The sequence below is a fragment of the Calothrix rhizosoleniae SC01 genome (assembly GCF_900185595.1).
GTDB lineage: Bacteria > Cyanobacteriota > Cyanobacteriia > Cyanobacteriales > Nostocaceae > Calothrix_A > Calothrix_A rhizosoleniae.
Map to the genome: position 1 here is coordinate 1 of NZ_FYBH01000385.1, position 23,997 is coordinate 23,997.

18 protein-coding genes and 2 pseudogenes are annotated in these 23,997 nt (G+C 40.7%); 13 read left to right on the forward strand and 7 right to left on the reverse strand.

From position 1 onward, the window contains the following. Positions 1 to 54 precede the first annotated feature (54 nt). Positions 55 to 555, forward strand: coding sequence for an AAA family ATPase (locus CALSC_RS23420; protein WP_088243648.1), 501 nt, complete (start codon positions 55 to 57; stop codon positions 553 to 555). 153 nt (positions 556 to 708) lie between these two features. On the opposite strand, the gene dnaK is transcribed toward CALSC_RS23420, so the two are convergent. Beyond that, a complete protein-coding gene (gene dnaK, locus CALSC_RS23425; protein ID WP_088243649.1) occupies positions 709 to 2,694 on the reverse strand; it encodes a molecular chaperone DnaK in 1,986 nt (661 codons plus the stop codon). Between the two features lie 373 nt (positions 2,695 to 3,067). Then, a pseudogene (gene grpE, locus CALSC_RS23430) lies at positions 3,068 to 3,817 on the reverse strand (nucleotide exchange factor GrpE). A gap of 338 nt (positions 3,818 to 4,155) precedes the next feature. Here grpE and CALSC_RS23435 point away from each other — a divergent pair. The 4 genes from CALSC_RS23435 to CALSC_RS23450 all read left to right on the forward strand — a co-directional run bounded on the left by CALSC_RS23435 (position 4,156) and on the right by CALSC_RS23450 (position 9,617). Next, on the forward strand, positions 4,156 to 6,159 hold the full coding sequence (locus CALSC_RS23435) for a GspE/PulE family protein (protein ID WP_088243650.1): 2,004 nt from the start codon (positions 4,156 to 4,158) through the stop codon (positions 6,157 to 6,159). A 209-nt stretch (positions 6,160 to 6,368) separates the two neighbouring features. Next, complete coding sequence (locus tag CALSC_RS23440) at positions 6,369 to 7,487, forward strand: type IV pilus twitching motility protein PilT (RefSeq protein ID WP_088243651.1); 1,119 nt, start codon at positions 6,369 to 6,371, stop codon at positions 7,485 to 7,487. A 90-nt stretch (positions 7,488 to 7,577) separates the two neighbouring features. After that, the gene (locus CALSC_RS23445) at positions 7,578 to 8,798 is read left to right on the forward strand and encodes a type II secretion system F family protein (RefSeq protein WP_088243652.1); all 1,221 of its coding nucleotides are present in this window, start codon (positions 7,578 to 7,580) and stop codon (positions 8,796 to 8,798) included. A 261-nt stretch (positions 8,799 to 9,059) separates the two neighbouring features. Next, entirely contained in the window at positions 9,060 to 9,617 is a 558-nt protein-coding gene (locus CALSC_RS23450; RefSeq protein ID WP_088243653.1) for a hypothetical protein, read from the forward strand. 202 nt (positions 9,618 to 9,819) lie between these two features. On the opposite strand, the gene bioU is transcribed toward CALSC_RS23450, so the two are convergent. After that, complete coding sequence (gene bioU / locus CALSC_RS23455) at positions 9,820 to 10,842, reverse strand: (S)-8-amino-7-oxononanoate synthase BioU (RefSeq protein ID WP_088243654.1); 1,023 nt, start codon at positions 10,840 to 10,842, stop codon at positions 9,820 to 9,822. Positions 10,843 to 11,345: 503 nt separating this feature from the next. Here bioU and CALSC_RS23460 point away from each other — a divergent pair. The 4 genes and pseudogenes from CALSC_RS23460 to CALSC_RS23475 all read left to right on the forward strand — a co-directional run bounded on the left by CALSC_RS23460 (position 11,346) and on the right by CALSC_RS23475 (position 12,726). Continuing rightward, positions 11,346 to 11,915, forward strand: a pseudogene (locus tag CALSC_RS23460) (Uma2 family endonuclease). A 110-nt stretch (positions 11,916 to 12,025) separates the two neighbouring features. Beyond that, entirely contained in the window at positions 12,026 to 12,208 is a 183-nt protein-coding gene (locus tag CALSC_RS23465) for a DUF6888 family protein (RefSeq protein ID WP_088243655.1), read from the forward strand. Continuing rightward, positions 12,205 to 12,423 carry a DUF6887 family protein gene (locus CALSC_RS23470; protein ID WP_088243656.1) on the forward strand — a complete coding sequence of 73 codons (219 nt, stop codon included), beginning with the start codon at positions 12,205 to 12,207 and terminating at the stop codon, positions 12,421 to 12,423. The genes CALSC_RS23465 and CALSC_RS23470 overlap by 4 nt, the downstream gene beginning before the upstream one ends. Positions 12,424 to 12,516: 93 nt before the next feature. Then, a complete protein-coding gene (locus tag CALSC_RS23475) occupies positions 12,517 to 12,726 on the forward strand; it encodes a hypothetical protein (protein WP_088243657.1) in 210 nt (69 codons plus the stop codon). 9 nt (positions 12,727 to 12,735) lie between these two features. Here the strand turns inward: CALSC_RS23475 and CALSC_RS23480 are convergent, their stop codons facing one another. Next, positions 12,736 to 15,474, reverse strand: coding sequence for an eCIS core domain-containing protein (locus CALSC_RS23480; RefSeq protein ID WP_088243658.1), 2,739 nt, complete (start codon positions 15,472 to 15,474; stop codon positions 12,736 to 12,738). A gap of 439 nt (positions 15,475 to 15,913) precedes the next feature. Between CALSC_RS23480 and CALSC_RS23485 the strand changes: the two genes are divergently transcribed. The 4 genes from CALSC_RS23485 (at position 15,914) to CALSC_RS23500 (ending at position 20,993) form a co-directional block, all read left to right on the forward strand. After that, complete coding sequence (locus CALSC_RS23485) at positions 15,914 to 16,348, forward strand: GPW/gp25 family protein (protein ID WP_235006909.1); 435 nt, start codon at positions 15,914 to 15,916, stop codon at positions 16,346 to 16,348. Continuing rightward, complete coding sequence (locus CALSC_RS23490; RefSeq protein WP_327331742.1) at positions 16,348 to 18,549, forward strand: putative baseplate assembly protein; 2,202 nt, start codon at positions 16,348 to 16,350, stop codon at positions 18,547 to 18,549. The genes CALSC_RS23485 and CALSC_RS23490 overlap by 1 nt, the downstream gene beginning before the upstream one ends. A gap of 128 nt (positions 18,550 to 18,677) precedes the next feature. Beyond that, complete coding sequence (locus CALSC_RS23495; RefSeq protein WP_088243660.1) at positions 18,678 to 19,700, forward strand: phage tail protein; 1,023 nt, start codon at positions 18,678 to 18,680, stop codon at positions 19,698 to 19,700. A gap of 93 nt (positions 19,701 to 19,793) precedes the next feature. Next, entirely contained in the window at positions 19,794 to 20,993 is a 1,200-nt protein-coding gene (locus CALSC_RS23500; protein ID WP_088243661.1) for a DUF4159 domain-containing protein, read from the forward strand. 536 nt (positions 20,994 to 21,529) lie between these two features. Here the strand turns inward: CALSC_RS23500 and purH are convergent. From purH to CALSC_RS23515, 3 genes are all read right to left on the reverse strand, one after another. After that, on the reverse strand, positions 21,530 to 23,065 hold the full coding sequence (gene purH / locus CALSC_RS23505) for a bifunctional phosphoribosylaminoimidazolecarboxamide formyltransferase/IMP cyclohydrolase (protein ID WP_088243662.1): 1,536 nt from the start codon (positions 23,063 to 23,065) through the stop codon (positions 21,530 to 21,532). A gap of 222 nt (positions 23,066 to 23,287) precedes the next feature. Next, positions 23,288 to 23,689: a type II toxin-antitoxin system VapC family toxin gene (gene vapC, locus CALSC_RS23510; RefSeq protein WP_088243663.1), complete on the reverse strand. Its 402-nt coding sequence runs from the start codon at positions 23,687 to 23,689 to the stop codon at positions 23,288 to 23,290. Continuing rightward, positions 23,686 to 23,889, reverse strand: a complete 204-nt coding sequence (locus tag CALSC_RS23515; protein WP_088243664.1) for a type II toxin-antitoxin system VapB family antitoxin — start codon at positions 23,887 to 23,889, stop codon at positions 23,686 to 23,688. Before CALSC_RS23515 ends, vapC begins: the two co-directional genes overlap by 4 nt. Between the last annotated feature and the right edge of the window lie 108 nt (positions 23,890 to 23,997).

Genomic DNA, 23,997 nt, shown 5'->3' on the forward strand with positions numbered 1-23,997 from the left:
TATACTTACTGTACTGTCTAAAATTTGTATACAAAAATAATCAAAAACTAATATATGGGAACCAAGGGTAAATTACATTTTTTTTGCGGAAAGATGGCTTCTGGGAAATCGACTAAAGCTGTTCAGTTAGCTAGGGAATATAGCGCTGTACTTCTGTCCGAAGATGAATGGCTGAGTAAAATATATCCGGAAGAAATCAAAGTTATTGATGATTACATTAAATATTCTCGTCGCTTGAAAGACATATTAAAATCACACATACAGCAACTTCTCGAATCTGGTTTATCTGTAGTGTTAGATTTTTCTGGTAATACGATTGGACAAAGAGCCTGGTTTAAAGAAATTTTTGATGAGAATGAAATTCCCCATGAGTTGCATTATATTAAGGCAAGTGATGAACTCTGTATAGCTCAGCTGAAAAAACGCAGTAAAAATCTTGAGGTTGGTACTGCTTTCACAACCGAAGCAGAATTTCACGCTATCAATTCTTATTTTCAACCACCAACTGAAGATGAGGGCTTTAATATTAGTGTTTATGAACGTGACACAGAATAATCAGGATGCAATTATTTAACAGATATAAATATTAAAAATTCCCTGTGATAAATCTTATAGCCCTTGAAACCTTGTTTAGCTAAGCTCCAAGGGGGAAAAATGGCATTCCCCCCTGCAAAGAGCACCTTTTCCCTCTGCTTCTTCTCAATATGATTAATCTATAATCTCATAATCAGCTTGTAAGGTATTATCTTCATCAAAATCAAAGTTTAATTCGGATGAAAGACTGTCATCATTTGTCTCTTCCCTCGATACAGTTTCAGCATTATCATCGTCATCATTATCTACTTCCGTATATTCCATATTGTCATTACTGTCACTGGAGTTTTGAGCACGATTATAAACATTGGCACCAACAGCAAATAAAGTCTGTTGAAACTGATCTAAATGTTGCTGCAATTCTTCAATGGAAATATTGGAGTTAGCCATTGCTGCTTGCAGGTGAGCGATTTTTTCCTCTGCTAAGGCTTTCATATCCTCAGCGATCGCATTAGAATTTTCTTTTAAAGTATTTTCGTAACTGTATAGTAAGTTATCTGCTTGGTTTTTGATTTCAATTCGTTTGAGGCGCAGTCTATCTTCTTCTGCATACATTTCTGCTTCCTGGCGCATCCGTTCGATGTCATTCCCATTTAAACTACCCGTATTGGTAATTTGCACACTCTGCTCTTTACCTGTACCTTTATCGGCTGCGGATACCTTAATAATACCGTTAACATCAATTTCAAAAGAAACTTCAATTTGGGGCACACCACGGGGAGCAGGAGGAATTCCTGTGAGAAAAAATTTGCCCAGGCTTTTATTATCCCGTGCCATTGCCCGTTCTCCTTGAAGAACATGAATTTCTACGGAAGACTGTCCATCAACGGCGGTAGAGAAAATTTGGGACTTGCTGGTGGGGATAGTGGTATTGCGTTCAATAATTTTAGTAAATACCTCTCCTAAGGTTTCAATCCCTAGAGATAAAGGAGTTACATCCAATAACAGCAGATTATCAACCTCTCCACCCATGACCCCAGCTTGAATCGCAGCTCCTAGTGCTACAGCTTCATCGGGATTGACTGAGTGATCCGGTGTTTTACCATTAAAAAATTTAACTAAGGCATTTTGTACGGCGGGAATGCGGGTGGAACCGCCCACCAAAATCATACGATCTATATCTTGGGGTTTTAATTCTGCCTCTTTCAGAGCTACTACCATCGGTTCAATAGTTGCAGCAATTAAATGGCTAGTTAGTTCTTCAAATTTGGCACGGGAAAATTCCATTTCCATATGCTTAGGACCAGTAGCATCGGCAGTTATAAACGGCAAATTGATGGAAGTTACCGCCATCGTGGAAAGTTCAATTTTTGCCTTTTCTGCCGCTTCTCGCAGCCTTTGCAGAGCCATTTTATCAAGAGCTAGGTCTAGATTTTCTTGCTTTTGGAAGCTATCAATCATCCAGCGAACAATGCAGTTATCAAAGTCATCTCCTCCTAATTCGTTGTTACCACAAGTTGCCTTAACTTCAAATACCCCATCTCCTAATTGCAGCACAGATACATCAAAAGTACCACCACCAAGATCAAAAACCAGAATTAGTTGTTCTTCATCTTGTTTATCCAAACCAAACGCCAGAGCTGCAGCCGTAGGTTCATTAATAATCCGTAAAACTTCTAACCCTGCAATAGTACCAGCATCTTTAGTCGCCTGCCTTTGGGCATCCGTAAAATAAGCTGGCACTGTAATTACCACTTCCGTAACAGATTCACCCAAAAAATTTTCGGCATCTTGCTTAAGTTTTTGCAGAATCATCGCCGAAATTTCTTGAGGTGTGTATTGTCGATCACGGATTTTCACATCAACGGTGTCATCTCGACCCTTAACACAATTATAGGGAACGCGATCGCGCTCTATAGCTGTGTCTTCCCAACGCCGTCCAATAAATCGCTTGATACTATAAACTGTATTTTCAGCATTAGTAACAGCTTGTCGCTTTGCTAGCTGACCAACCAAGCGTTCCTCACTTTTACCAAATCCCACAATGCTGGGAGTAGTTCTACCACCTTCGGAGTTGGAAATAACTAATGCTTTTCCAGCTTCCAAAATTGCGACACAACTGTTCGTAGTTCCGAGGTCGATTCCAATAACTTTGCCCATAATTATCAGTATTTTTACTGAATTTTTCTCTTATATGATCTAGCGCGGAGTACCTCATAAGCATTGATATTGGTAATACAGAAACAAAAAACGTGAGAGTTGTAGGTTTGTTTCTGGTGTTACTCCACCACAGTTTATGACTTGTTGGTGATGTGACAATTAATCTCATATTGGACATTGATATACACCAACAAGTCCCATAGACGGATGGCGATTTTCCGTGAAGTGTGAAGAACAACAAACTTAGGCTGGTTTGGTACTTTTAACAGTTATCAATCATCAGTAAAGAGTTATGGGTTTATGCTTGGGTTTAAATTCCCGACCCTTGGGAAAGAGCTGCATTAACACTATTCACTGTTAACTGTTCACTGATTTAAGCATTCTCTTCAGCAGGTTGACTTTCTTCCTCCACAGAGGACGCATCTTCTGGTGGAGCAGCGACTTTAACCATTGCGTGGCGAAGCACTCGCTCACCCAAGTAATATCCGCGTATTAACTCTTCTAACACTGTTCCTTCTGGATGTTCATCCGTAGGTTCCCGCATAACCGCTTCATGAAGATTAGGATCGAAGGGTTGTCCCTCGGGACGCATGGGAGCCACACCCAAACGTTTTAGGCTATCTACTAGTAATTTATAAACACCTTGGTAACTTTTATGAATATTCAATTCCCCATCATTTTGGGGTTTAATTTGTGCCCTGGCTCGCTCAAAATTATCAACTACTGCAAGTAGCTCAGTAATTGTATTGCGCTTAACTTGCACATCTAATTCTTCTTTTTCTTTTTGTGTGCGTTTGCGGTAATTTTCAAAATCAGCCGCGATCCGCATGTACTGGCTGCTGCGCTCTTCTAATTGGGTTTTCAAGGACTCTATTTCTGTAGTCATTTCTACTAACTTCGAGGAGTCAACAGGGTTATCACTATTAGATGGAACATCATTGTCACCATTTGGCGTAGCTGTATTTTCTGCGATATTATTTTGGGCTACACCTGTTTGTGTTGTATCTTCGCCAAATTCATTGGCATTAATTTGAGATGGGGATTCACTCGTCATTTGTTGGTTTACCTCTGTTGCTTCACCCGATTTCTAGCTAATGTTGTTTAGCTGTTGATCTTCTTGCATAAATGATGTAATCATTCCAGACATTAATATATAGCAATTATTCATCATCAGATAGAAACTGTAGTTCCAGGTTCTATTGGCGCTGAGGCAGATGTACATTGTCATTGCTAATATTTTCCCGGAATTTATAACATCGTTCTCTATTGTGACAAATACTGAACACATCAGCTTTAACACTTCTAGAGGGTTTTCCCTGCATTTTCAGGGTAGCTTCCCATAATTGGAGCTGGTAATCAACTTACTTTTAAATTCAATTTCATTAGTGTATATGAAAATTCTTGACCAAAGCTGGGGAATACTCTAATTAGAGTTTTCCTTGATCATTATTCATATATTTTATGACCTACTCGTCATCACCTAGGCGTAGTACCGCTCTAACTACAAGGGCAGAATTTTCACCCTTTGGCAATAAGCTAGTTCAATCTGGCTATGTCAACAACGATCAAATGCGACAAGCACTAATCGAAAGCCGCAAATCTGGTCGTCCCCTCACAGAAGTACTGGAATCCATAACCGGACAACAACTCTCTCCAGAATTACTCAGACAGTACAAAAAGCAACAACTGTTTGAGCTGAAAATACTCTACGGTGTGGACTGTTTAGATCCGGAAGTGAATTCAATTGGCACCTCTATGGTCGCTGAGTTAATTGAGAATTTGATTCCGGTGGACATTTGCCGTCGCCATCATTTAGTGCCATTATCCAAGCATGAAGAGGAAAACCCACCCTTTGTACTAGTGGCAATGGTGGCTCCGGATAACTTAGAAGCGTCAGATGACTTAAACCGTATTTTGCGTCCCCAAGGATTGTCATTAAAGCGCATGGTAATTACCCAGGAAGATTACCAAAATCTAATTAATCAATATTTGGATGATTTAGCAAGTCGTCAAAAGCAGCTAGAACAGGACAAATATACAGATATTAATCAGGATCTAGAAAATCTTGATGATTTAGATCTTGATGAAGCCCCAGACGAATCCGAGGATGATTTAGGGGCAGCTATGAAAAGTGCTGAGGATGCCCCGGTAATTAATCTGGTAAATAAAATTCTGGCTAAAGCACTCCATGACGGAACTTCCGATATTCACATTGAACCCCAGGAAGAAAACTTACGTATTCGCTTTCGTAAGGACGGTTTATTGCGTGAGGCTTTTGACCCTCTACCCAAAAAAATTATTCCTGCGGTGACGGCACGATTTAAAATCATTGCCAACTTGGATATTGCCGAGCGGCGATTACCCCAAGATGGACGTATTCGTCGGTTATTTGAAGGAAGAAAGGTTGACTTTCGGGTAAATACTTTACCTAGCCGTTACGGAGAAAAGGTTTGTCTGCGGATTTTAGATAACTCTTCCACTCAATTAGGTTTGGATATGTTAATTACTGACCCAGAAACCTTATCTATTGTCAAGGAGATGGTGTCTCGTCCTTTTGGTCTAATTTTGGTAACTGGACCTACTGGTTCTGGTAAAACCACCTCTTTGTATTCGGCATTGTCAGAAAAGAATGATCCTGGAATTAATATTAGTACGGTAGAAGACCCGATTGAATATAGTTTGCCAGGAATTAACCAAGTACAGGTAATTCGGGAAAAAGGTCTAGATTTTAGTACAGCATTACGAGCCTTTTTGCGACAAGATCCAGATGTGTTGCTAGTGGGTGAAACGCGAGATAAGGAAACAGCAAAAACGGCGATTGAGGCAGCATTAACTGGTCACTTAGTATTAACAACTTTACACACTAACGATGCTCCTGGTGCCATTGCTCGTTTGGGAGAAATGGGTATTGAACCTTTTATGGTTTCCAGTTCTCTTATTGGTGTATTGGCACAACGTTTGATGCGCCGTGTTTGTTCTGAATGTCGTATTGCTTACAATCCCACACAGGAGGAATTGGCTCGTTTTGGTTTATCTGCTTCCCAGGATTTGGAATTAACGTTCTACAAAGCTAATACACTCACACCGGAAGAGATCCAAGCAGCGAATGGTCACGTTTGCCAGAAATGCGGTGGCGTGGGCTACAAAGGACGCTGTGGTGTGTATGAAGTGATGCAGATTACCGAAAATCTACAAACCTTGATTAATGAAGAAGCACCCACAGAAAGGATCAAGGAAGTTGCTGTGGAGGAAGGGATGAAAACATTGCTGGCGTACAGTTTGGACTTGGTACGTCAAGGAGTCACCACCCTGGAGGAAGTAGAACGGGTTACTTTCACTGACACAGGTTTGGAAGCTGAGTTAAAAGCTAAACGTAAAAGTAGTCTTACTTGTGAAACTTGTGAGGCTACATTACAACCAGAGTGGCTGGATTGTCCTTACTGTATGACACCGCGTTTTCAATAATTAGTTAGGAGATTTTTGTTACTGGTTAGTAGTAACAAAAAAGTAATACCAATTGGCAGCATGATTGCCATAGATAGAAGTTAAAAAATTATACAGCGACTCTGATAAAATCCAAAATTTCAAATCAAAAATGGTATAACTCCCAATACTAATTATCTCAAGATATAAATTGCCAATAACTAATAGTTAATAAAATAGGAGATGCAACTATGGAAATGATGATTGAAGATTTAATGGAGCAAATGATTGAAATGGGAGGGTCAGATTTGCATCTATCTGCTGGTTTACCTCCTTATTTCCGTATCAGTGGTAAACTCACTCCCATTGGCGATGATTCACTATCTCCAGATCAGTGTCAGCGACTAATTTTTAGTATGCTCAATAATAACCAGCGTAAAACATTAGAGCAAACTTGGGAATTAGATTGTTCCTATGGGGTGAAGGGGTTGGCACGTTTCCGAGTCAATGTTTATAAAGATCGTGGTTCCTATGCTGCTTGTTTGCGAGCATTAAGTTCTAAAATACCTAACTTTGAAAAATTAGGTTTGCCTGATGTAGTTCGGGAAATGTCCGAAAAACCAAGGGGATTAATTTTGGTGACGGGCCCTACTGGTTCTGGGAAAACAACTACCTTGGCAGCAATGATTGACTTAATTAATAGAACCCGTGCCGAGCATATTTTAACAGTAGAAGATCCCATTGAATTTGTTTATGAATCAATTAAAAGTTTAGTCCATCAGCGACAATTGGGTGAAGATACAAAAAGTTTTGCGAATGCTTTAAAAGCTGCTTTACGGGAAGATCCAGATATTATTCTGGTAGGAGAAATGCGGGATTTAGAAACAATTTCTTTGGCAATTAGTGCGGCGGAAACCGGACATTTAGTCTTTGGAACTTTGCATACTAGCTCTGCTTCACAGACGGTGGACAGAATTATCGATGTTTTTCCATCAGAAAGGCAACAACAAGTCAGAGTACAGTTGTCTAACTCTTTGGTAGCTGTATTTAGCCAAACTTTAGTCCCGAGGAAAAACCCAAAGCCCGGTGAATTTGGTCGGGTGATGGCGCAAGAAATTATGGTCATTACTCCTGCTATTTCTAACCTAATTCGTGAAGGTAAAACATCTCAAATTTATTCTGCGATTCAAACTGGAGGAAAATTAGGAATGCAAACCTTAGAGAAGGTTTTGGCAGATTTATATAAGAAAGGAGAGATCTCTTTTGAAGCAGCTATTTCCAAAACTTCTAAACCAGATGAAATTCAGCGTCTAATAGGTGCTACGAGTAAACAAGCTGCGCCAGGAAAAGCTGCTATGAAAGCACGTTAATAATTAATAAGTAATAGGTAATATGACGATTATCTATTACAAATATTACAAATATTAATCTTTTATTGTGAATTTACAATTATTTGCTCTATGCCAACTTTCGTCGCTCGTATTAGAGACTCACAGGGAAATTCCAAAACGGAAAAAGTTATTGCAGAAACCTTAAAAGAAGCTCGTACTAATCTCCGGGAACAAGGTTTTGTTATCCAAGATTTGAAAAAATCTCAAGGTTTATCTGATTTCAATTTTAAAAAATTTCAGACATCGTTAGTTAAGGTAACAATTAAAGATAAGGCTGTATTTTCGCGGCAATTTGCAGCTTTGATAAATGCTGGTGTGGCAATTGTACGTAGCCTAGGAGTATTATCTGAACAGTGTGAAAATCCGAAGCTGAAACAAGCCTTGTTAGAGATTAGTGGTGAGGTGCAAAATGGTGTGAATTTGTCTGATGCTATGCGGAAACATCCTGACTGTTTTGATGGCTTGTATGTGAGTATGGTTCAAGCTGGAGAAGTTGGTGGTGTTTTGGATGAGGTATTGAATCGCTTAGCGAAGTTGTTAGAAGATGTTGCTCGCTTACAAAACCAAATTAAATCAGCCCTTTCCTATCCTGTAGTGGTTGGTTTTATTGCAGTTGCCATTTTTTTGGGGATGACAATATTTCTCATCCCTATTTTTGCCAATATTTTTGAAGATATTGGTGTGGAATTACCTGCTTTAACACAGTTCCTCATGGCAGCAAGTAAACTGTTAAGAAGTTATTGGCTACTTGTTGTGATAGGTGGTTTTGTGGCATTGGTGTTTGCCTACAAACAGTATTACAAAACAGAAGTAGGTAAACAAACCATAGATCGCTTGTCTTTGAAAATGCCTATATTTGGTGACTTGATCCAAAAATCATCAGTTGCTCGCTTTAGCCGTACTTTTGGTTCTTTGACTCGTTCGGGGGTACCGATATTAACTTCCCTAGAAATTGTCCGAGATACTTCCGGTAATCAAGTAGTCGCCAATGCCATTGATTCAGCCAAAGAGGAGGTACAACAAGGAGGGATAATTAGTCTGGCATTACAAAAGTACGAAGTATTTCCACCAATGGCAATTCAAATGATTAGTATTGGTGAAGAAACTGGTGAACTAGATGCCATGTTAATGAAAGTTGCTGATTTCTATGAAGATGAAGTGGAACAAGCAGTTAAAGCCCTAACTAGCATTTTGGAACCGATTATGATTGTAATCCTGGGGGGTATGGTTGGTACTATTTTGCTGGCAATGTATCTACCCATGTTTAAGGTGTTTGAAACACTGGGATAGATGGGTATAGCGCAAGTAATCAAGTAATAAGTAATAAGTAATAAGTTTACTGTTCATCGGTTTCAGGATTCAAAAATGTCCTAAGGTGCTTTGGTAGGCTGTAAATGTAAATCTTGCTGCGTGTTCTAATACCATTTCTCTAAATCCTGGCTACAGATAATTCTCCCCCTGCTCCCTGCTCCCTGCCCCCTGCTGTCCATGTGTAGCTTTATTTTGGAGAATTGGTATAAATACAGGTGCCCATACTAAAAAATTTTCACAATGCCCGTACAAAAATCTCAATATGAAGCTAGCTTATCTTTATATAGTAATCATTTAGAAGCGATCGCTTTATTAAAGCAGCATCGCCCTTATTTGGAAATGATTCCTAGCTTACGTCGTCCAGATGAAAGTGTAATTGCGATTCCATTACCAATAATTCGTCTGCGTTATTCTCCGGATAAGGAAGTAACTTATTTACCTTGTGATTTAGCAATTTTAATGTGTGATCCGGAATGGAAAATTAAAACCGGAGTAGAAATCTTGCTCTTTATTCACCGTCCTCAGGAAGATTTTTCTGATTGCTTGAGACGTTGGCGAAAAACCCAAGTGATGCTGGATAAGGATTATGAATGGTTGATGCCCCCTCGCCATCATCATATTTTGAGCGAGGGGACTAGTAGTGTATACCCTTTGTTTGTGGTTTTTCCAGAGACACCGGAAAGAATTAAACACGGGCTGATGGGTGCGGAAATCCCTTTTGTCATTCAAACTCCAACTTTACTTGTGGATGAGAGTAAAATGGAAACTTTTTCCTCAGAAATTCCACCCACTTTGTGATCAGAAGAAGCAGGAGGAAAGGTACTCTTAGCAGGTAGGGGAGTGTGGGGAGTGTGGGAGGTGTGGGGAGAATAAAGAAGTAATAAGCTTTTTGCCTTCCCCTCTTTCTCTCTTTCCCTCTTTCCCTCTCTTCCCCCTCTCCCTGCTCCCCTGCCTTTTTATGACATACTCCTGGATTAACTTTTGACTTTTTGCTATTCCCTTATTTGACAAACAAAGGCATGATTTCGGCGGCGGTAAATAAGCCATGAATGCCTTGTTGATGTAGTTTTACACCTGCTTTGAGATAACCAAAGGCTGGCCCACAAACGTTGGCTGCCATACTGGTTTCATCCCCTAAGGTAAAGGTATGGGTGGAAATTTTACCTTCAAAGGTACGACCAGTAATTTGCACGTTAGTACTCAGGGGTTTTTTCGGATTACGGGTATCAACGACACCACCGACGATGACGCGATCGCGATCGCAAATCCCTGCTAGTTCTAACATCACATCATCGGCGTGTTCCATATTTTCTAAGGTTAATACACCGTTGGTTTTGTCTAGCAGTGCTTCCACTTCTTCATCTGTCATGGTTCTGGCACTATCTACTGTGTAACCAGGCATATGGGCTATATCTTCCCGGATGGTGGCGCGGTAGGCTTCCCAGTTGGCAATACCCACCCCAAAGGTAATTTTGACTTGATGAATTTCGGCATAGCTTTGGGCAGCGATGGCGGCAGCAGCAGTTAACAATCCTGGTGTCGCACCACACCCACTCATGTAAGTAATTCCCGCAGATTGTAATTCTGCTTTCATTGCCAGTAGTTGTTCTACTGCACTGGTGCGTTTAATTGCATCTACTAATACTCCACGCCAGCCAGATTGGATAAATTGCTTGGTAACAGAAGCAATAAAATCATTGGGTAAGTTGGGTAAAGCCAGAAAATAGCCATCTACTGGATGATTGCTAGCAAGTAAATCCTCAATGCTATTGTTACTGATGGTACCTGCTGGCTCTAAATAGCCGACAGAACCTTGAGATTGGTAGGCTTTAATGGATGCTTGTACGTCTAAACCTTCAACGGAGTATGCATAGCCTCCTTTATCTGCGGCTGCGACTAAAATCATTTCCCGTTTTGGTGCTATGACTCTGGCTGCGGCTTGTCCGAGTCCACCAAAACCTAAAACACCAATACGGATTGTTTGGGGAGTGTTGTTATTATCTAAGGTTTGTTCTGTCTTCATTAGGGATATTATGTTGAGTGATATTAGCTCTCACCTAGTCTCAATGCTTGTGGCTAATAATGCCAATAATTCGGTGCGAACAAAATAATTATGTTTTATTATCCCGGTTATTTCCCTGAGTGATATATTTTTTTAGCAAAAATTCTGGGGTCACGAGGAGGCAGGGGAGCAGGGAGCAGGGAGCAGGGGAGACGAGGGAGAGAGAAAGAGGGAAAGAGAGAAAGACAGAAAGAGAGAAAGAGGGGAAGGCAAAAAGCTTATTACTTCTTTATTCTCCCCACACCTCCCACACTCCCCTACCTGCCCTCTGCTTCTTTTGGTCATACCATTTTGGATTGTGAAAGCTGTGGGTTAGCTTATAAAGAAATGCACGGTGTATCCGTTAAGACTCAGATATTTCGAAGGTTTATCGTTCATAATCCTTGGGTGAGATGGGTGGTGATCTAGTTTAGGCAAAATTTTTTGCAGATAATAGAATTATGCAAGGGATGGAGTAATTATTTATGACCTTATCTCCTCAGTTACCTGCCAATCTTTCTTTAGAAGAGTTTTTGCAACTACCGGAAACTCAGCCAGCTAGGGAATATCTTGATGGTCAAATCTACCAAAAACAAATGCCACAGGGAGAACACAGTACCTTACAAAGTTTTTTGGTAACTAGTATTAATGAGATGGCTAAACCTGGAAAATTAGCTTATGCTTTTCCAGAGTTACGCTGTACATTTGGGGGAATGTCATTAGTTCCAGACGTGGCTGTTTTTGAATAGTCTCGTATTCCTTTACGTCCAAATGGAAGAATTGCCAACAAATTTGCAATTTCTCCTGATTGGATTATTGAAATTCTTTCTCCAGAACAATCCCCTAACCGAGTTATCCGTAAAATCACATTTTCGATCCAAAATGGTGCAAAGTTAGGTTGGTTTCTGGACTCTGAGGACGAATCCATAATGGTTTTTCAGCCCAATCAATTACCTGAAATTAAACAAGGAAAAGATTATTTACCCGTTCTCCATGTATTAGAAAATTGGCAATTATCTGTAGAAGATATTTTTAGCTGTTTGAATTTTATTTGATGTAGGAATCCGATTTGAGACAAGAATGGGACACATGATTCCGTAGAAATGGATTTACTCCGCCCCAATTCCTGATACGCTACACTTGTTGTACATCTGGGATTTGCAACTTGCCAACACAAAAACAGCTAGAAACCGCAATCTTTCTTTGTCAGTTGCTTTCCAACTTATACCAGCCAATTCAAGTTTTTCGTTACGATAGGGTTTTTAAGACAATTTATATGCAGGCTGGGATAAATGATGAAATAGCACTTGTAATTGATGAAGATGGGAGTTGGGAGTTTGTCATATGAAACCAAATTTGTCGTCGATGACCAATACGGAACTAAAAAAATATATTTCTGAACATCGCAATGATACTGAAGCCTTTCGAGCTGCATTGCAAGTTCTTATGAGTCGTCGTAATCCTGCTAACCTTCAACCTTATCCTTTCGATTTGGAAAATCCTGAAATAGAAGTGGAAGCTATTTTAAGAGAAAAGTTTAATCAAGCTAATAGGTTTAAATGAAGCAGGAGAATTTTATTACTACCCTGGTTGGTGGGAACCAGGTACAACATTTGATGTGCAAGTCAAAGCTAGAGAACACAATTTTTTTGACTTTTGACTTTTGACTTCTGCAAAGCGGCACTAGAGATTGCTCACAATTCTATTGCCAAGCCTCAAAAGAATGACTTAGTTTATCTCGGTGTCAAAAAGTTTGTTATCCAACACTTACCTTCCCAACTACAATTACCTGCTGGTGAATCAAATCCTTTACAACAACCAATGTCCAGGGAGCGCACAAAGAGAAAGATTAATCAAACCCCTTGACTACAGTCGCTATGAACTAGAGCAAGAATAGGGAGATAAAGGATTTCTTTGCTGCTCCGCGATCCAATCTTTCAGTCTGTAGAAGTTGTGTCCATATGTGTTAGAACCACTTGCAAGAGCTCTTGAAAATAGCCAGGTGGAATGATGTATGGAGTGCCATATCTGGCGTAGTAGGTTAAGCATTGCTTCATTGCTAGCAGGTTGAGAAATCTGATAAGCAATTTGACGTATTGGATAAGCCTTATATCTTGCTGGAGGGATACCATTAGAAAGTTCTTCTCCTTGTTGCTCATTGCTCATATCTATGAACCGAGCAATATGCCTATGGTCTAGATAGTACAAATCCATCCAACCTGGATAACCAACCCGTTCGACTAGATTAAAAAGACACAACATTGATTCAGCTGCTTCTCCTCCAATTTGGGAAATCAAGGGTCTAGCTTGCTCGATAACACGCCTAGTCCTTTCTTGAGGGGTAGGACCTTCACCTTCTACAACTTCCCTATCCATCTCAAAATGGTCTGGAGTGGAAAAGCGTATTGCCATGATCCAACGTCCCGTAGGCTGAGAATCTTCACGCCTCATAATAGAAGCTCGGATACGAACTCTAGTGTTAAGCTGTATTCCTTGTAAGCGGAAACCATTGTATATTTCTTCTAAATCAGGAAACATACTTATCATCTGAGTTGCAAAGTTACCACCATCAGTTCTGTAAACAATAAAGCGTCGTAATGCATGAGCCACGTTTGCTCTAAATTCCCGAAAGTTAGGTGCCAATGAAACTAAGATATCTCTTTGATTGATGAAGTAATCGTCTCCGCGCTCTAAGGAACGTCGTGCTCTTCTAGTAATTGATGATGATGTATTTTCTGGTTGTCTTTGTAGCAAAGGAAATATCTGACTTCCATTCTGTTGCACCACATGAGTCAACTCATGCGCCAACAACTCCTGTCCCTGCTTACTCCCTGGCTGATATTCTCCCTGCTTAAAAAAGATATCCTGCCCGGTAGTAAAAGCACGAGCATTTAATGAACTATTTAACACATCTGCTTGCCCACCAGTATGCACTTTCACACCACTAAAATCAGCCCCAAAGGCTTGCTCCATAGGCTCTCGAGCATTATCAGCTAAACCCTGTCCGCCACCCCGCGCTTGTTGGATATTTTGCTCTACATCTTGATTAACAGTTCCTCCACCAAAACCACCTTGACGCATAACCTGAGTTACAACTGGCTCAACCTTACCTTGTACGGTTTGCTCAGATGATGGTGAGTTAATTTGCTCTACTACTTTTGCAGCAACTGCATCTGCTTCTTGTTCGTATTTATCCTCTGGTTCCCCCACAGTTAATTTAGCTTGAACAAACTCCCCTTCTTCCTGTTCTTCCCTTTCACACTCACTACACTTAGCTTGAATTATTCCATCTAATTCCTTGGGTTGTATTGATTGACCTGGTACAAAAGTTTCCGGAGATGGAGGACCACCCATTGCTTCTGGAGAAGATGACCCAAATCCCCAATCTGAAGGAAGTAAACGACCAACATCTACGTGTAATCCCACCATGAGACTATCATTTTCAGTATTCATTTCTAGATGCAGCCAATTTAATTCAGGTACTGGTATTGTAGATCCGTTGAGTTGACTGAGTGTAAATTCTCTTGCTCTGCGATTGGGTATAATTGCTGCTAACATACTACCAATAAGTACTACAACAGAACTGACTACACCTACTTGTTCTCCGGTACTGCTTGCTCTCCAATTTGTACTTAATTGTTCCAGTATCTGAGTTTGCAAACTAGCAATTGCAGAATCTAATGCTGGTATTGCTAAAATTGCTCTCCTCAAATCTTCTTCAGTTGCTTCATCTGGGGTGTCGGGACCTTCACCTGCTGGAACTATAGGTGGGGATTGAAGTGTGGGAGTTGATGAAAAGTATTCGGGTGTAGTTGCTTCGGAAGGTGGTAAACTTGTGACATTCAGATTGACTTGAGCAAGATATGCTCTGATTGCTGCTGGTTGCATTTGCTGCTGGACGAACAGTTGAGCCATTGCTAAAGTTTCTGGGTCAATTTCTAGTTGAAAATCCCCACCAAGACTGTAACGAGAGGATGGTTCTGGTGGTTGTAATAGTGAGGGAGTTGTTAGTTGATAATTGGGTGGTTCTGGTAAGGAGTCGGTATCTTGACGTTGAATAGTTTCTTGGGGACGAAAAATCGAAGCTTTCTCCAGGTAATAAAAACTTTCAATGGGTTTATCTAGTTTACTGTCTTCACTCCTTTGAATTTGAAAAACTTGATTCCAAATAGATGCACCTTCTTGTTTACCCCCTAGTTCTGAAGCATTTAATTTAGTTTGAATAACCTCAGAGTTCTCTTTATGTTCTTCTTCCCCATCCTCTAATTCTTGACGTTGAATGCTTTTTTTCTGAATTTCTAATACATCTATAGTTTGGGGATGAACCCTGTGTCGGGGACGAGAACTAACATTCTGAAGGTAATTAGTGCTGTCAAAAGCTAATCCTTTAGCTGATTCTTTTAAACTTATATTTTCTTGATTTTCCTGCTGTTCAACAGTAAGCTCTTGTTTCTGAGAGGTGTCAAGTTGTACTGTTTGAGGTGTGGTATGATTCGATTCCACACCAAAACTACGGGTTGGGGTAGCCAAACTGGGAATATTCGCTGCTAAAGACAGATTGCTAAAGTTTGATGCTGTTGTTTTTTTGCGGGAAACTTGTTTACGATCGCTCATCTGAATCCACCTTTGTGCATCAGTAATCTCAGGTAAACTCCTATACTAGAATCTCCTTGACCATGAGTATACAGATTTAGGCGAGGAAAGGATTATAGACTAAGGTCTAATATTTTTGATGATTTATCCCACATAAGTAGGACGGCGTAAAAAATTATCGTTTGCATAAGGCAGGGGACACATAAGGCAGGGGGCAGGGGGCAGGGAGCAGGGGGAGAATTATCTGTAGCCAGGATTTAGAGAAATGGGGTAATATGGGCTACACGAAATTGCTGCAAGTTATCAGTCAGGCTTGCAGCCAGTGGGAATGTAAAAAACTGGGATGCACATCATTTGTAGAGACACAATATCTAAACTAGCGATCGCTAAATAAAATCTCGACTTTTGGCGAATAAACTTAAATCCATCCTAGGCATATCTTTATATATAAGACTACAAAATGCCAAGGACTGCTTTCATGGCGGGACAGTATGATACTCAAGAAAGACCATATTTAGGAACTGGTTGGAGTTTCCCCCTACGTATGAGTTTGCAAGGGGGAATGCAACTCAGTAGTGAAGCAAAAAAAGTTGAAGAGTCCATCTGGATTATTCTTCGTACAGGGGTGGGGGAAAGAGTTTATCGTCCATCATTTGGCTCCCGTTTATCGGAGTTAGTATTTTCTCCCATGAACAGCGAAACTTTATTACTGATTCGCATATATGTTTTAGAGGCTTTAGAAGTTTGGGAACCACGTATTCTGATTGACGAAGTACTTACCGAACCAGATCCCATACAAGGTAGAGTCAGAATCATTATTAATTATCGACTTAAAAATCGTCACGATATTCATAGTTTTGTTTATCCCTTTTATTTACTTAGTACTACAGAATAATGGTGAAGTTTGATTTTTTACCAGAATTGCCTTCTCCCAATCTCGACGATCGCAGGTTCGATGATTTGGTAGAGGAGTGCATGATGCGGATTCCTCGCTACTGTCCCGAGTGGACAGACCATAATCTGAGCGATCCTGGAGTTACTTTAATTGAATTATTTGCTTGGTTAACTGACCAAATGTTACTCCGATTTAACCAAGTACCTCGTAAGAATTACATAGCTTTTTTAGAATTGTTGGGGGTTCGTCTCCAGCCTCCCGCACCAGCACGTACAGAATTAACCTTTTATTTAAGCTCCGATTTACCTGAAGCCTATACTATTCCCCCTGGGGTAGAAGTTGCTACCATCAGAACCGAAAACACAGAAGCGATCGCTTTTAGTACTGACTCTCCCCTGATAATTGGTAAACCCCGTTTACAACACGTCCTCACAGCTCAAACCGTGGAAGAGATACCTCAATCTCTGCGGGAAAGAATTACAAGTTTATGGACTCGTCAACCTGATGGTAACTGGGAAGGCAGCGAACAAGCTATATTTGCAGAAGAGCCACAACCTGGTAACTGTTTTTACTTAACCATACATTCCGATGAACCCCTTGATGGTAACGTTTTAGAAGTGGTTTTCCAAGGTGCTGTGGCAACTCCAACTGGTATCAATCCCAACCAACCACCCCGGAATTGGGAAGCTTGGAATGGAGAAACATGGCAACCAGTTTTACTCACCGAAAAAGATGATAAAACCAAGGGTTTCAGTTTCTATGAGCTAGCCCAAGAAGGTAAAAATCCTAATCAAGGTACAGAGGTACGCCTGCATTTACCCGAAACTTGGCCTGTAGTTGCATTTACATCATATCGCGGTCGCTGGCTGCGCTGTATTTATACGGAACCAGATAATGACTTTGGCTACAGCCGCCCTCCACGAATTACTGGTATAGCAGTCCGTTCAGTCGGTGGTACTGTCAGAGCTAGTCACAGCACCCTAATTCAAGATGAACGTTTGGGAATTAGTGACGGCAAACCAGGGCAAACTTTTCAACTACAACAACCACCCATCTTAGAACGTCGGGAAAATGAGTATATTATTGTTATCCCCCCTGGTGGTTTACCGCAAAAATGGCAAGAAGTCACAGACTTTGCTGATTCTACCTCCGAAAGCCTGCACTACACAATCAACTCCGTGACGGGAACAGTTCAATTTGGTCCCTTGATTCGGGAACCAGGAAAACTCAAACAAGAAACACAAGTTCGTTCCCGCATCCAACAACCCAAACCAGAGGATACGGTGGTACAAATTGGCGACATGGAACACAGCCATCTCGAACACCAATATGGTGCAGTTCCTCCACGGGGTTCAGAAATAAAAATAGTTGCTTACCGTACGGGAGGTGGTAAACAAGGTAACGTCCAAAGTTACACCCTGCAATCGTTGAAATCAGCTGTTCCCTATATTGCTCAGGTTATCAACCATAAACCAGCAGCTAACGGAACCGATGCTGAATCCTTAGAACAAGCAGTATTAAGAGCACCTAGCATACTCCGTACCCGCGATCGCGCAGTTACACCAGAAGACTTTGAAGTATTAGCGCGAAAAGGTAGTCAAGGGGGAATCGCCAGGGTTCGTTGTTTACCAGAAGGTTTTAATAGACAAGCTGGAACAGTTGGTTTGCTAGTTGTTCCCCAAGTTAATACAGATGGCATTACTCGTGGAGAAGGGTTATCTCCAGAACAGATGATCCTTAATCGAGCATTAGAAGAACAAGTATTAAATTACTTAGATGAAAGACGTGTATTAGGAGTCCAAGTATATCTAGAACAGCCAGAATATGTAGGAGTTTCCGTACAGACCGAAATTGCCCTAGAACCAGCTTACCAAAATCCCTTAGCTCAACAAGAAATTATCCAGAATCTCAAAATAGCCCTGTATAAATATTTAAACCCCTTCACAGGCGGTTTATCAGGTCAAGGGTGGGAATTTGGCAGACCAGTGTATAATTCCGATATTATTGCCCTACTGCAAAAATTTCCTGGTGTACGCTATCTGGGTGCAATCTTACTCTTTCCCATCCGCAAACAAGGAGACACTTGGGAAAGACAGTCAGCACCAGAACCATTAATAGATCCGGGTGTTCAAGGTTTAATTTGTTCCTGGGACGATATTAACATTCGTTCCGGTCATGTAATCAACGTTGTCAATCGTTAACGAAGGAAGAAAGAAGAAGGATAATTGGTGGGGGATTATGGTTAATCCTCTCTAACAAAATCATCCCGCAATTATGCAATGCCTATATTTTTAACTGATAACTGCTAACTGTTAACTGGTAACTGACAATGGTTCAAAGTCGTTCAAGTCCTCCCATACACATCGAACTCACCCCAATGCAGATTCCAGAAGCTTTACCAGGGGCGGGTTTAAAACTTACAGAACCAGAAAGTATAGATAGTTTAAGTTCTGGCTTGCTGTTGAATCCCGGACAACCAAGCGAGATGATTGTATGTATTCAAAATTTAGGAGACATTCCCCTCAGGCTGAATTTAAAAGTAGACGGGGATTTCCCTACGGAATGGTGTCAAATAGGTACAGAAGGTAACGACATACCCCCTAGAGGAAGGATGGATGCTGTCCTTTATTTCCGAATTCCCAAAACCTTTTTTGAAGATCAACAAGCAATCATCCCTGGTAAAAAAGACAGATTAAAATTAGACTTCCGGAGTTTTGTTACTCTCCACCTTCACCCAGACACAGATAGAGAACAAGTTTATCATAGCAAACAGTTTGGTTTACACATCCGCCCTTGGTGTAAATACTTAGAATTTTTACCAGTTTTATATCGAGAAGTAGACTTTATTGGTCGCTTCATGAAGATATTTGAAGAAGCATATCAACCAGTAATTGATAGCTTTAATACCATGTGGGCAAATCTTGACCCCTTGACAGCGCCACAGGAATTACTACCATTTTTAGCCTATTGGGTTGCTTGGCAAGTTGATTCTACCTGGGATACCCATCAACAACGCCGTTTAATTCGTCGTGCAGTAGAACTTTATCGTTGGCGAGGAACCCGTAAAGGGTTACGTTTATATCTGCATTTATATACAGGATTACCTCTAGACGAAGATATCCCCAACGAGAACGATAAACATATCAGTATTACTGAGCCATTTGGAGATAGTTTTATACTTGGTGAGGCACAGCTAGGAAGTGCTATTTTAGCAGGTGGGCGTGCATTCCATTTTGTCGTGCGTTTGCGTCCCGAGCAACCCAATAGTATTAATGAAAACCTCATGAGACGCATTATTGAACAAGAAAAACCTGCTTTTTGTAGTTATGAATTGTTTATTGAAAATGGTTAATTGTATATCTTCCCCCTTCTTAAATAAGGGTAAGGCTGTCATTACCTACCCTACTGATAACTGATAACTGATAACTGATAACTGATAACTGAAATGACACATCCTTTTCCTCCACCACCAATTCAACCTTTTGAACGTTTGCAAGCTAGTGATGGTTTGCTAATTAACGCCGAACGTTGGCAAAAAGCCCATAATTACCATCGTTTGCGACAAAATACCCACTATCAGTGTTTAAATCAACCCGGTATTGTCTGTGGTTTGGGAGTGCGAGATATCCCTGCGCCGAGTAATGTACAAGCAAAATATCGGGATGGGCGATGGGTACAAATTCAACCTGGTATTGCCATAGATGTAGCAGGTAATCTGATAGTTGTTAACAGACATTATGACTTTCCCATAGATTTGGAAGTCGTTAGTTCTCAACCCATCATGGTTTACTTAGTAGTAAGTTATGTCGATCCCGATGAACTGCGACGTTCTCAACAAAGAGAGATTATTCAAGAAACTTATCGCATTGACCAAAGAAATTCTACTTTAGAACCTTCCGAAATTGAAATCTGTCGTATTCTTTTAGAACCAGGACAAACGGCAGTTACTCAATCCGCAGAAGTATTCTTTCCTGGTTACAATGATATAGATTTACGTTACCGTCGTCGGGCACAAGCACGTCCCCAATCGATTGTCCGTATGGCGCAGGTAAACCATAACGATGATGATTGCTCTCGTAACTTCTTTAACTTATCTTATTTGCTGCAATCAGTAGAACCACTATATCCTTATCTTCGAGGAATCGAAGAACCAGGACAGGTAAGGTGGGAGGATAATATCCAAGCATACGATTTGCTGTATATTACTGGTCAAAAAGAATTAGAATTAAACGATATTCAATTTAGAGCTGTTAAAAATTATTTAAACTCAGGGGGAGTGCTGCTAGTTGATGCACCAGCAGATGCAAATCCCTTAATTGATAGCATTCATCGTTTAGCCGAACAATTAGAGCATCCCATAATCCCATTAGAAGAAATGCGACGGGATTTTCCTTTGAGAACCCAACCATTTTTATTCGCAGCTTTACCAATAATCCATCAACAACCAATTCGCCTGTTTGTAGACGGAGGAATTGTGTTAGCAGTTGGGGATTTAGGTTCAGCTTGGGGACTAGATAGAGATTTGAGTTTACCCAGATTGATGATTCGTACTGCTCAAGAATTGGGGATTAATATTCTTAATTATGCTAGGATACGGCGGCAGTTGATGGGTTTGCAGCAGCAGGATGATTCGGGACAGTGGTGATATTTGTATGTACATCATCCTTTCTTCATATAGCGCTACACGCAAGTAATAAGTAATAAGTAGGGCTTGCTGAATAACTGAAAAATATTGATTTATCAATGCTTTGAGGCTATTTTATTGGGGAAGGGCGTGCAAGGGAATTAGGATTTTAGGTTTAAAATCCTTGCATCTGTTATTTTTGATGGCAAAAAGAATAGACATAAAGAGGCTGGAACTACTCCCTACTCCCTACCCCCACCAAAAGACTTTTTCAGCAGACCATAAGTAATAAGTTTACTGCTCATATGTTTCAGCGTTCAAAAATGTTCTAACCTGATTGCGTAGTGCTATAAAATTTATCAATACTGGAAAAATAACTTGAGAGTTGAACCATACAAACATCAAAAAGCACTGGCTAGTGTTACCGTGTTTCCACTACCAGTGCTTTCTGTTTCCAAGATACTCCTCACACACAATTACAACTTAACATTGCTCCTCCAAGAGGAGAAGCATATTGAGTGACACTTTGGCAAGTGCAACATTCCAATTCAAATAAGTTAATGTAAAAAGTGACGTACTCCAGTCAATACCATAACTAAACCAAGTTCATTGGCAGCCTTGATGGAGTCTGAATCTCGTAGACTTCCCCCTGGTTGAACGATCGCAGTAATTCCCGCAGCTGCAGCTGTTTTCACGGAGTCATCAAAGGGAAAGAAACCATCACTGGCAAGAAAACCACCCCGAGCTTTTTCTCCGGCTTGTTCTAAGGCGATTTTCACCGAACCAACACGATTCATTTGTCCCGCACCCACACCCAAAGTTGTGCGATCGCCTGTGACAACGATGGCATTAGATTTTACATGCTTGCAAACTTTCCACGCAAATAATAATTCTGCTAGCTGTTCGTCACTGGGTTTTTTCTCGGTGACGATTTGCCATGTATTGGTATCTGTGACCAAATCATCAGCTGCTTGTACCAGAAAACCACCTGCGATCGCTTTTACTGTTTCTTTCGTTCCTATTGCCAAATCTGGTGAAATTAAGACCCGTAATTTGGATTTGGCGGCGATAATAGCTTTGGCTGATTCTTCACAACCTGGTGCAACTACACATTCTAAGAAGGTTTTAGTTAACTCCGTAGCGGTATCTGCATCAATGGGACGATTTAAGGCGACAATACCACCAAAGGCAGAAACAGAGTCCGCAGCGAAAGCTTTTTGATAGGCTGATACTAAGGTACTATCCACTGCCACACCACAAGGATTTGTATGTTTTAGCACTGCTGCGGCTGGCTCATCTGTAAATTCCGCAATGATGCGCCGTGCTGCTTCCAAATCTACCAGGTTATTGTAACTGAGTTCCTTTCCTTGTAATTTGGTCGCCGCTGCCCATCCACTAGGGGTTGTTCCAGTTTGATACCAAGCAGCACTTTGATGGGGGTTTTCTCCGTAGCGTAGGGTTTGTACCTGGGTTCCTGAAAGTCCCCATTCAGATGATGCTGTGGCTGATTGCTCCGCCAGATAAGCTGTTATGGCTTGGTCATAAGCGGAGGTATGGGAAAATCCTTTTAAGGCGCATTGTTGGCGAAATTCCCAGGATGGCTCCCCATTATTTTGTCGCAATTCCTGTAAATATGTATCGTATTGGTTGGGATTGCACAAAACCGTGAGATGAGCAAAGTTTTTGGCCGCAGCTCTCAGCATTGCGGGGCCACCAATATCAATATTTTCTACGGCTTCAGCTAAGGTAACTCCTGGTTTAGCAATAGTTTGCTCAAAAGGATAGAGATTGACTACCACTAAATCTATGGGGCGAATTTGATTATCTGCTAAGTCTGTCAAATCTTGAGCTTCATCTCGCCTTGCTAAAATTCCCCCATGAATCCGGGGATGCAATGTTTTGACTCTGCCACCTAAAATTTCTGGAGAACCTGTATAATCTGCAACTTTTGTCACAGGTAATCCCGCCTCTTTTAATACCTTTGCTGTGCCTCCACTGCTGATTAAATCAAAGCCAAATTCTTCTACTAAACTCCGAGCCAGCTCAGTTAAACCAGTTTTATTCGATACACTCAGCAGTGCTAAACGCGCCATTTTTAGATTCCTCAACAGTAGGTTATGAAGGGAGTTAACAGTTATCAGTTATCAGTTATCAGTTATCAGTTAATGTTTTGCGATATTTGGGTTTAAGTTTCCCACCATACCCATTGATAACTGTTTACTGTTTACTGTTCACTGATTTAATCCCTTGCATTCCTTTCAATACCATTAGGAATCATAACTTTAACTATGTACTCAGTGAAAGTAGACGGTACTTCACAGCAACACAATATGTATATGTGTTTGGAAATGTTCAAAATCCTTATCTGTTGTGAAAATGCTGTAGTTACGATTGGCTGCTGCTGCTGCACATATCAAAAAATCTGTATTTGAACCTTGAACACCATTACTACGACAGGTGTTAAAAAATTCAGCAGCTAGTTCATAATCTGCTATGTTCAGTTCTAAATTGGGGAAAGCACGAAGATGATCTCGCAATCGCGTGAATTGTTCAAGATGACGAATACCGGAAAGAATTTCTTGGCGAATCGCTCCCAATAAAACAACTCGTCCATCAGTAATCAAATCGCGGAAATGATTGATTATATCTAAGGCATCATCTGGTGTGTTTCGGCGTAAAGCAAGGGACCATATGGATGTATCAACAATAACCCTCATGCTTTTTGTCGCTGTTGCTTGTAGTTATAATCGGAGTCGTAATCAATTGTACCGAACAGTTCCATAACCTGAAGTTGCTTACGCCGTTGAATATACTCATGCAAAGCAGCTTCAACCACCGCATTACTATTTTTATATTCACCTAAAGCAAGAGCTTCTTGGAGAAGGCTTTCATCGATTTGAAGTTTATTTTCGTACATTATGGAACTCCACAATAATTGATGAGCTGATGATAATCTATCTCCTCACAGATATGATTTTATTTTCTATTGCTTGGTTGTGAATTTGGTTATTGTGAAATGGCATAC

What these genes read in the sequence shown, in the direction of transcription:
- bioU (WP_088243654.1), bottom strand. Translation starts at nt 10,842, where the DNA reads ATGAAGACAGAACAAACCTTAGATAATAACAACACTCCCCAAACAATC.
- CALSC_RS23420 (WP_088243648.1), top strand. Translation starts at nt 55, where the DNA reads ATGGGAACCAAGGGTAAATTACATTTTTTTTGCGGAAAGATGGCTTCT.
- CALSC_RS23485 (WP_235006909.1), top strand. Translation starts at nt 15,914, where the DNA reads ATGCCAAGGACTGCTTTCATGGCGGGACAGTATGATACTCAAGAAAGA.
- CALSC_RS23445 (WP_088243652.1), top strand. Translation starts at nt 7,578, where the DNA reads ATGCCAACTTTCGTCGCTCGTATTAGAGACTCACAGGGAAATTCCAAA.
- CALSC_RS23470 (WP_088243656.1), top strand. Translation starts at nt 12,205, where the DNA reads ATGAAACCAAATTTGTCGTCGATGACCAATACGGAACTAAAAAAATAT.
- CALSC_RS23480 (WP_088243658.1), bottom strand. Translation starts at nt 15,474, where the DNA reads ATGAGCGATCGTAAACAAGTTTCCCGCAAAAAAACAACAGCATCAAAC.
- CALSC_RS23450 (WP_088243653.1), top strand. Translation starts at nt 9,060, where the DNA reads ATGCCCGTACAAAAATCTCAATATGAAGCTAGCTTATCTTTATATAGT.
- CALSC_RS23435 (WP_088243650.1), top strand. Translation starts at nt 4,156, where the DNA reads ATGACCTACTCGTCATCACCTAGGCGTAGTACCGCTCTAACTACAAGG.
- purH (WP_088243662.1), bottom strand. Translation starts at nt 23,065, where the DNA reads ATGGCGCGTTTAGCACTGCTGAGTGTATCGAATAAAACTGGTTTAACT.
- vapC (WP_088243663.1), bottom strand. Translation starts at nt 23,689, where the DNA reads ATGAGGGTTATTGTTGATACATCCATATGGTCCCTTGCTTTACGCCGA.
- CALSC_RS23495 (WP_088243660.1), top strand. Translation starts at nt 18,678, where the DNA reads ATGGTTCAAAGTCGTTCAAGTCCTCCCATACACATCGAACTCACCCCA.
- CALSC_RS23440 (WP_088243651.1), top strand. Translation starts at nt 6,369, where the DNA reads ATGGAAATGATGATTGAAGATTTAATGGAGCAAATGATTGAAATGGGA.
- CALSC_RS23500 (WP_088243661.1), top strand. Translation starts at nt 19,794, where the DNA reads ATGACACATCCTTTTCCTCCACCACCAATTCAACCTTTTGAACGTTTG.
- dnaK (WP_088243649.1), bottom strand. Translation starts at nt 2,694, where the DNA reads ATGGGCAAAGTTATTGGAATCGACCTCGGAACTACGAACAGTTGTGTC.
- CALSC_RS23490 (WP_327331742.1), top strand. Translation starts at nt 16,348, where the DNA reads ATGGTGAAGTTTGATTTTTTACCAGAATTGCCTTCTCCCAATCTCGAC.
- CALSC_RS23515 (WP_088243664.1), bottom strand. Translation starts at nt 23,889, where the DNA reads ATGTACGAAAATAAACTTCAAATCGATGAAAGCCTTCTCCAAGAAGCT.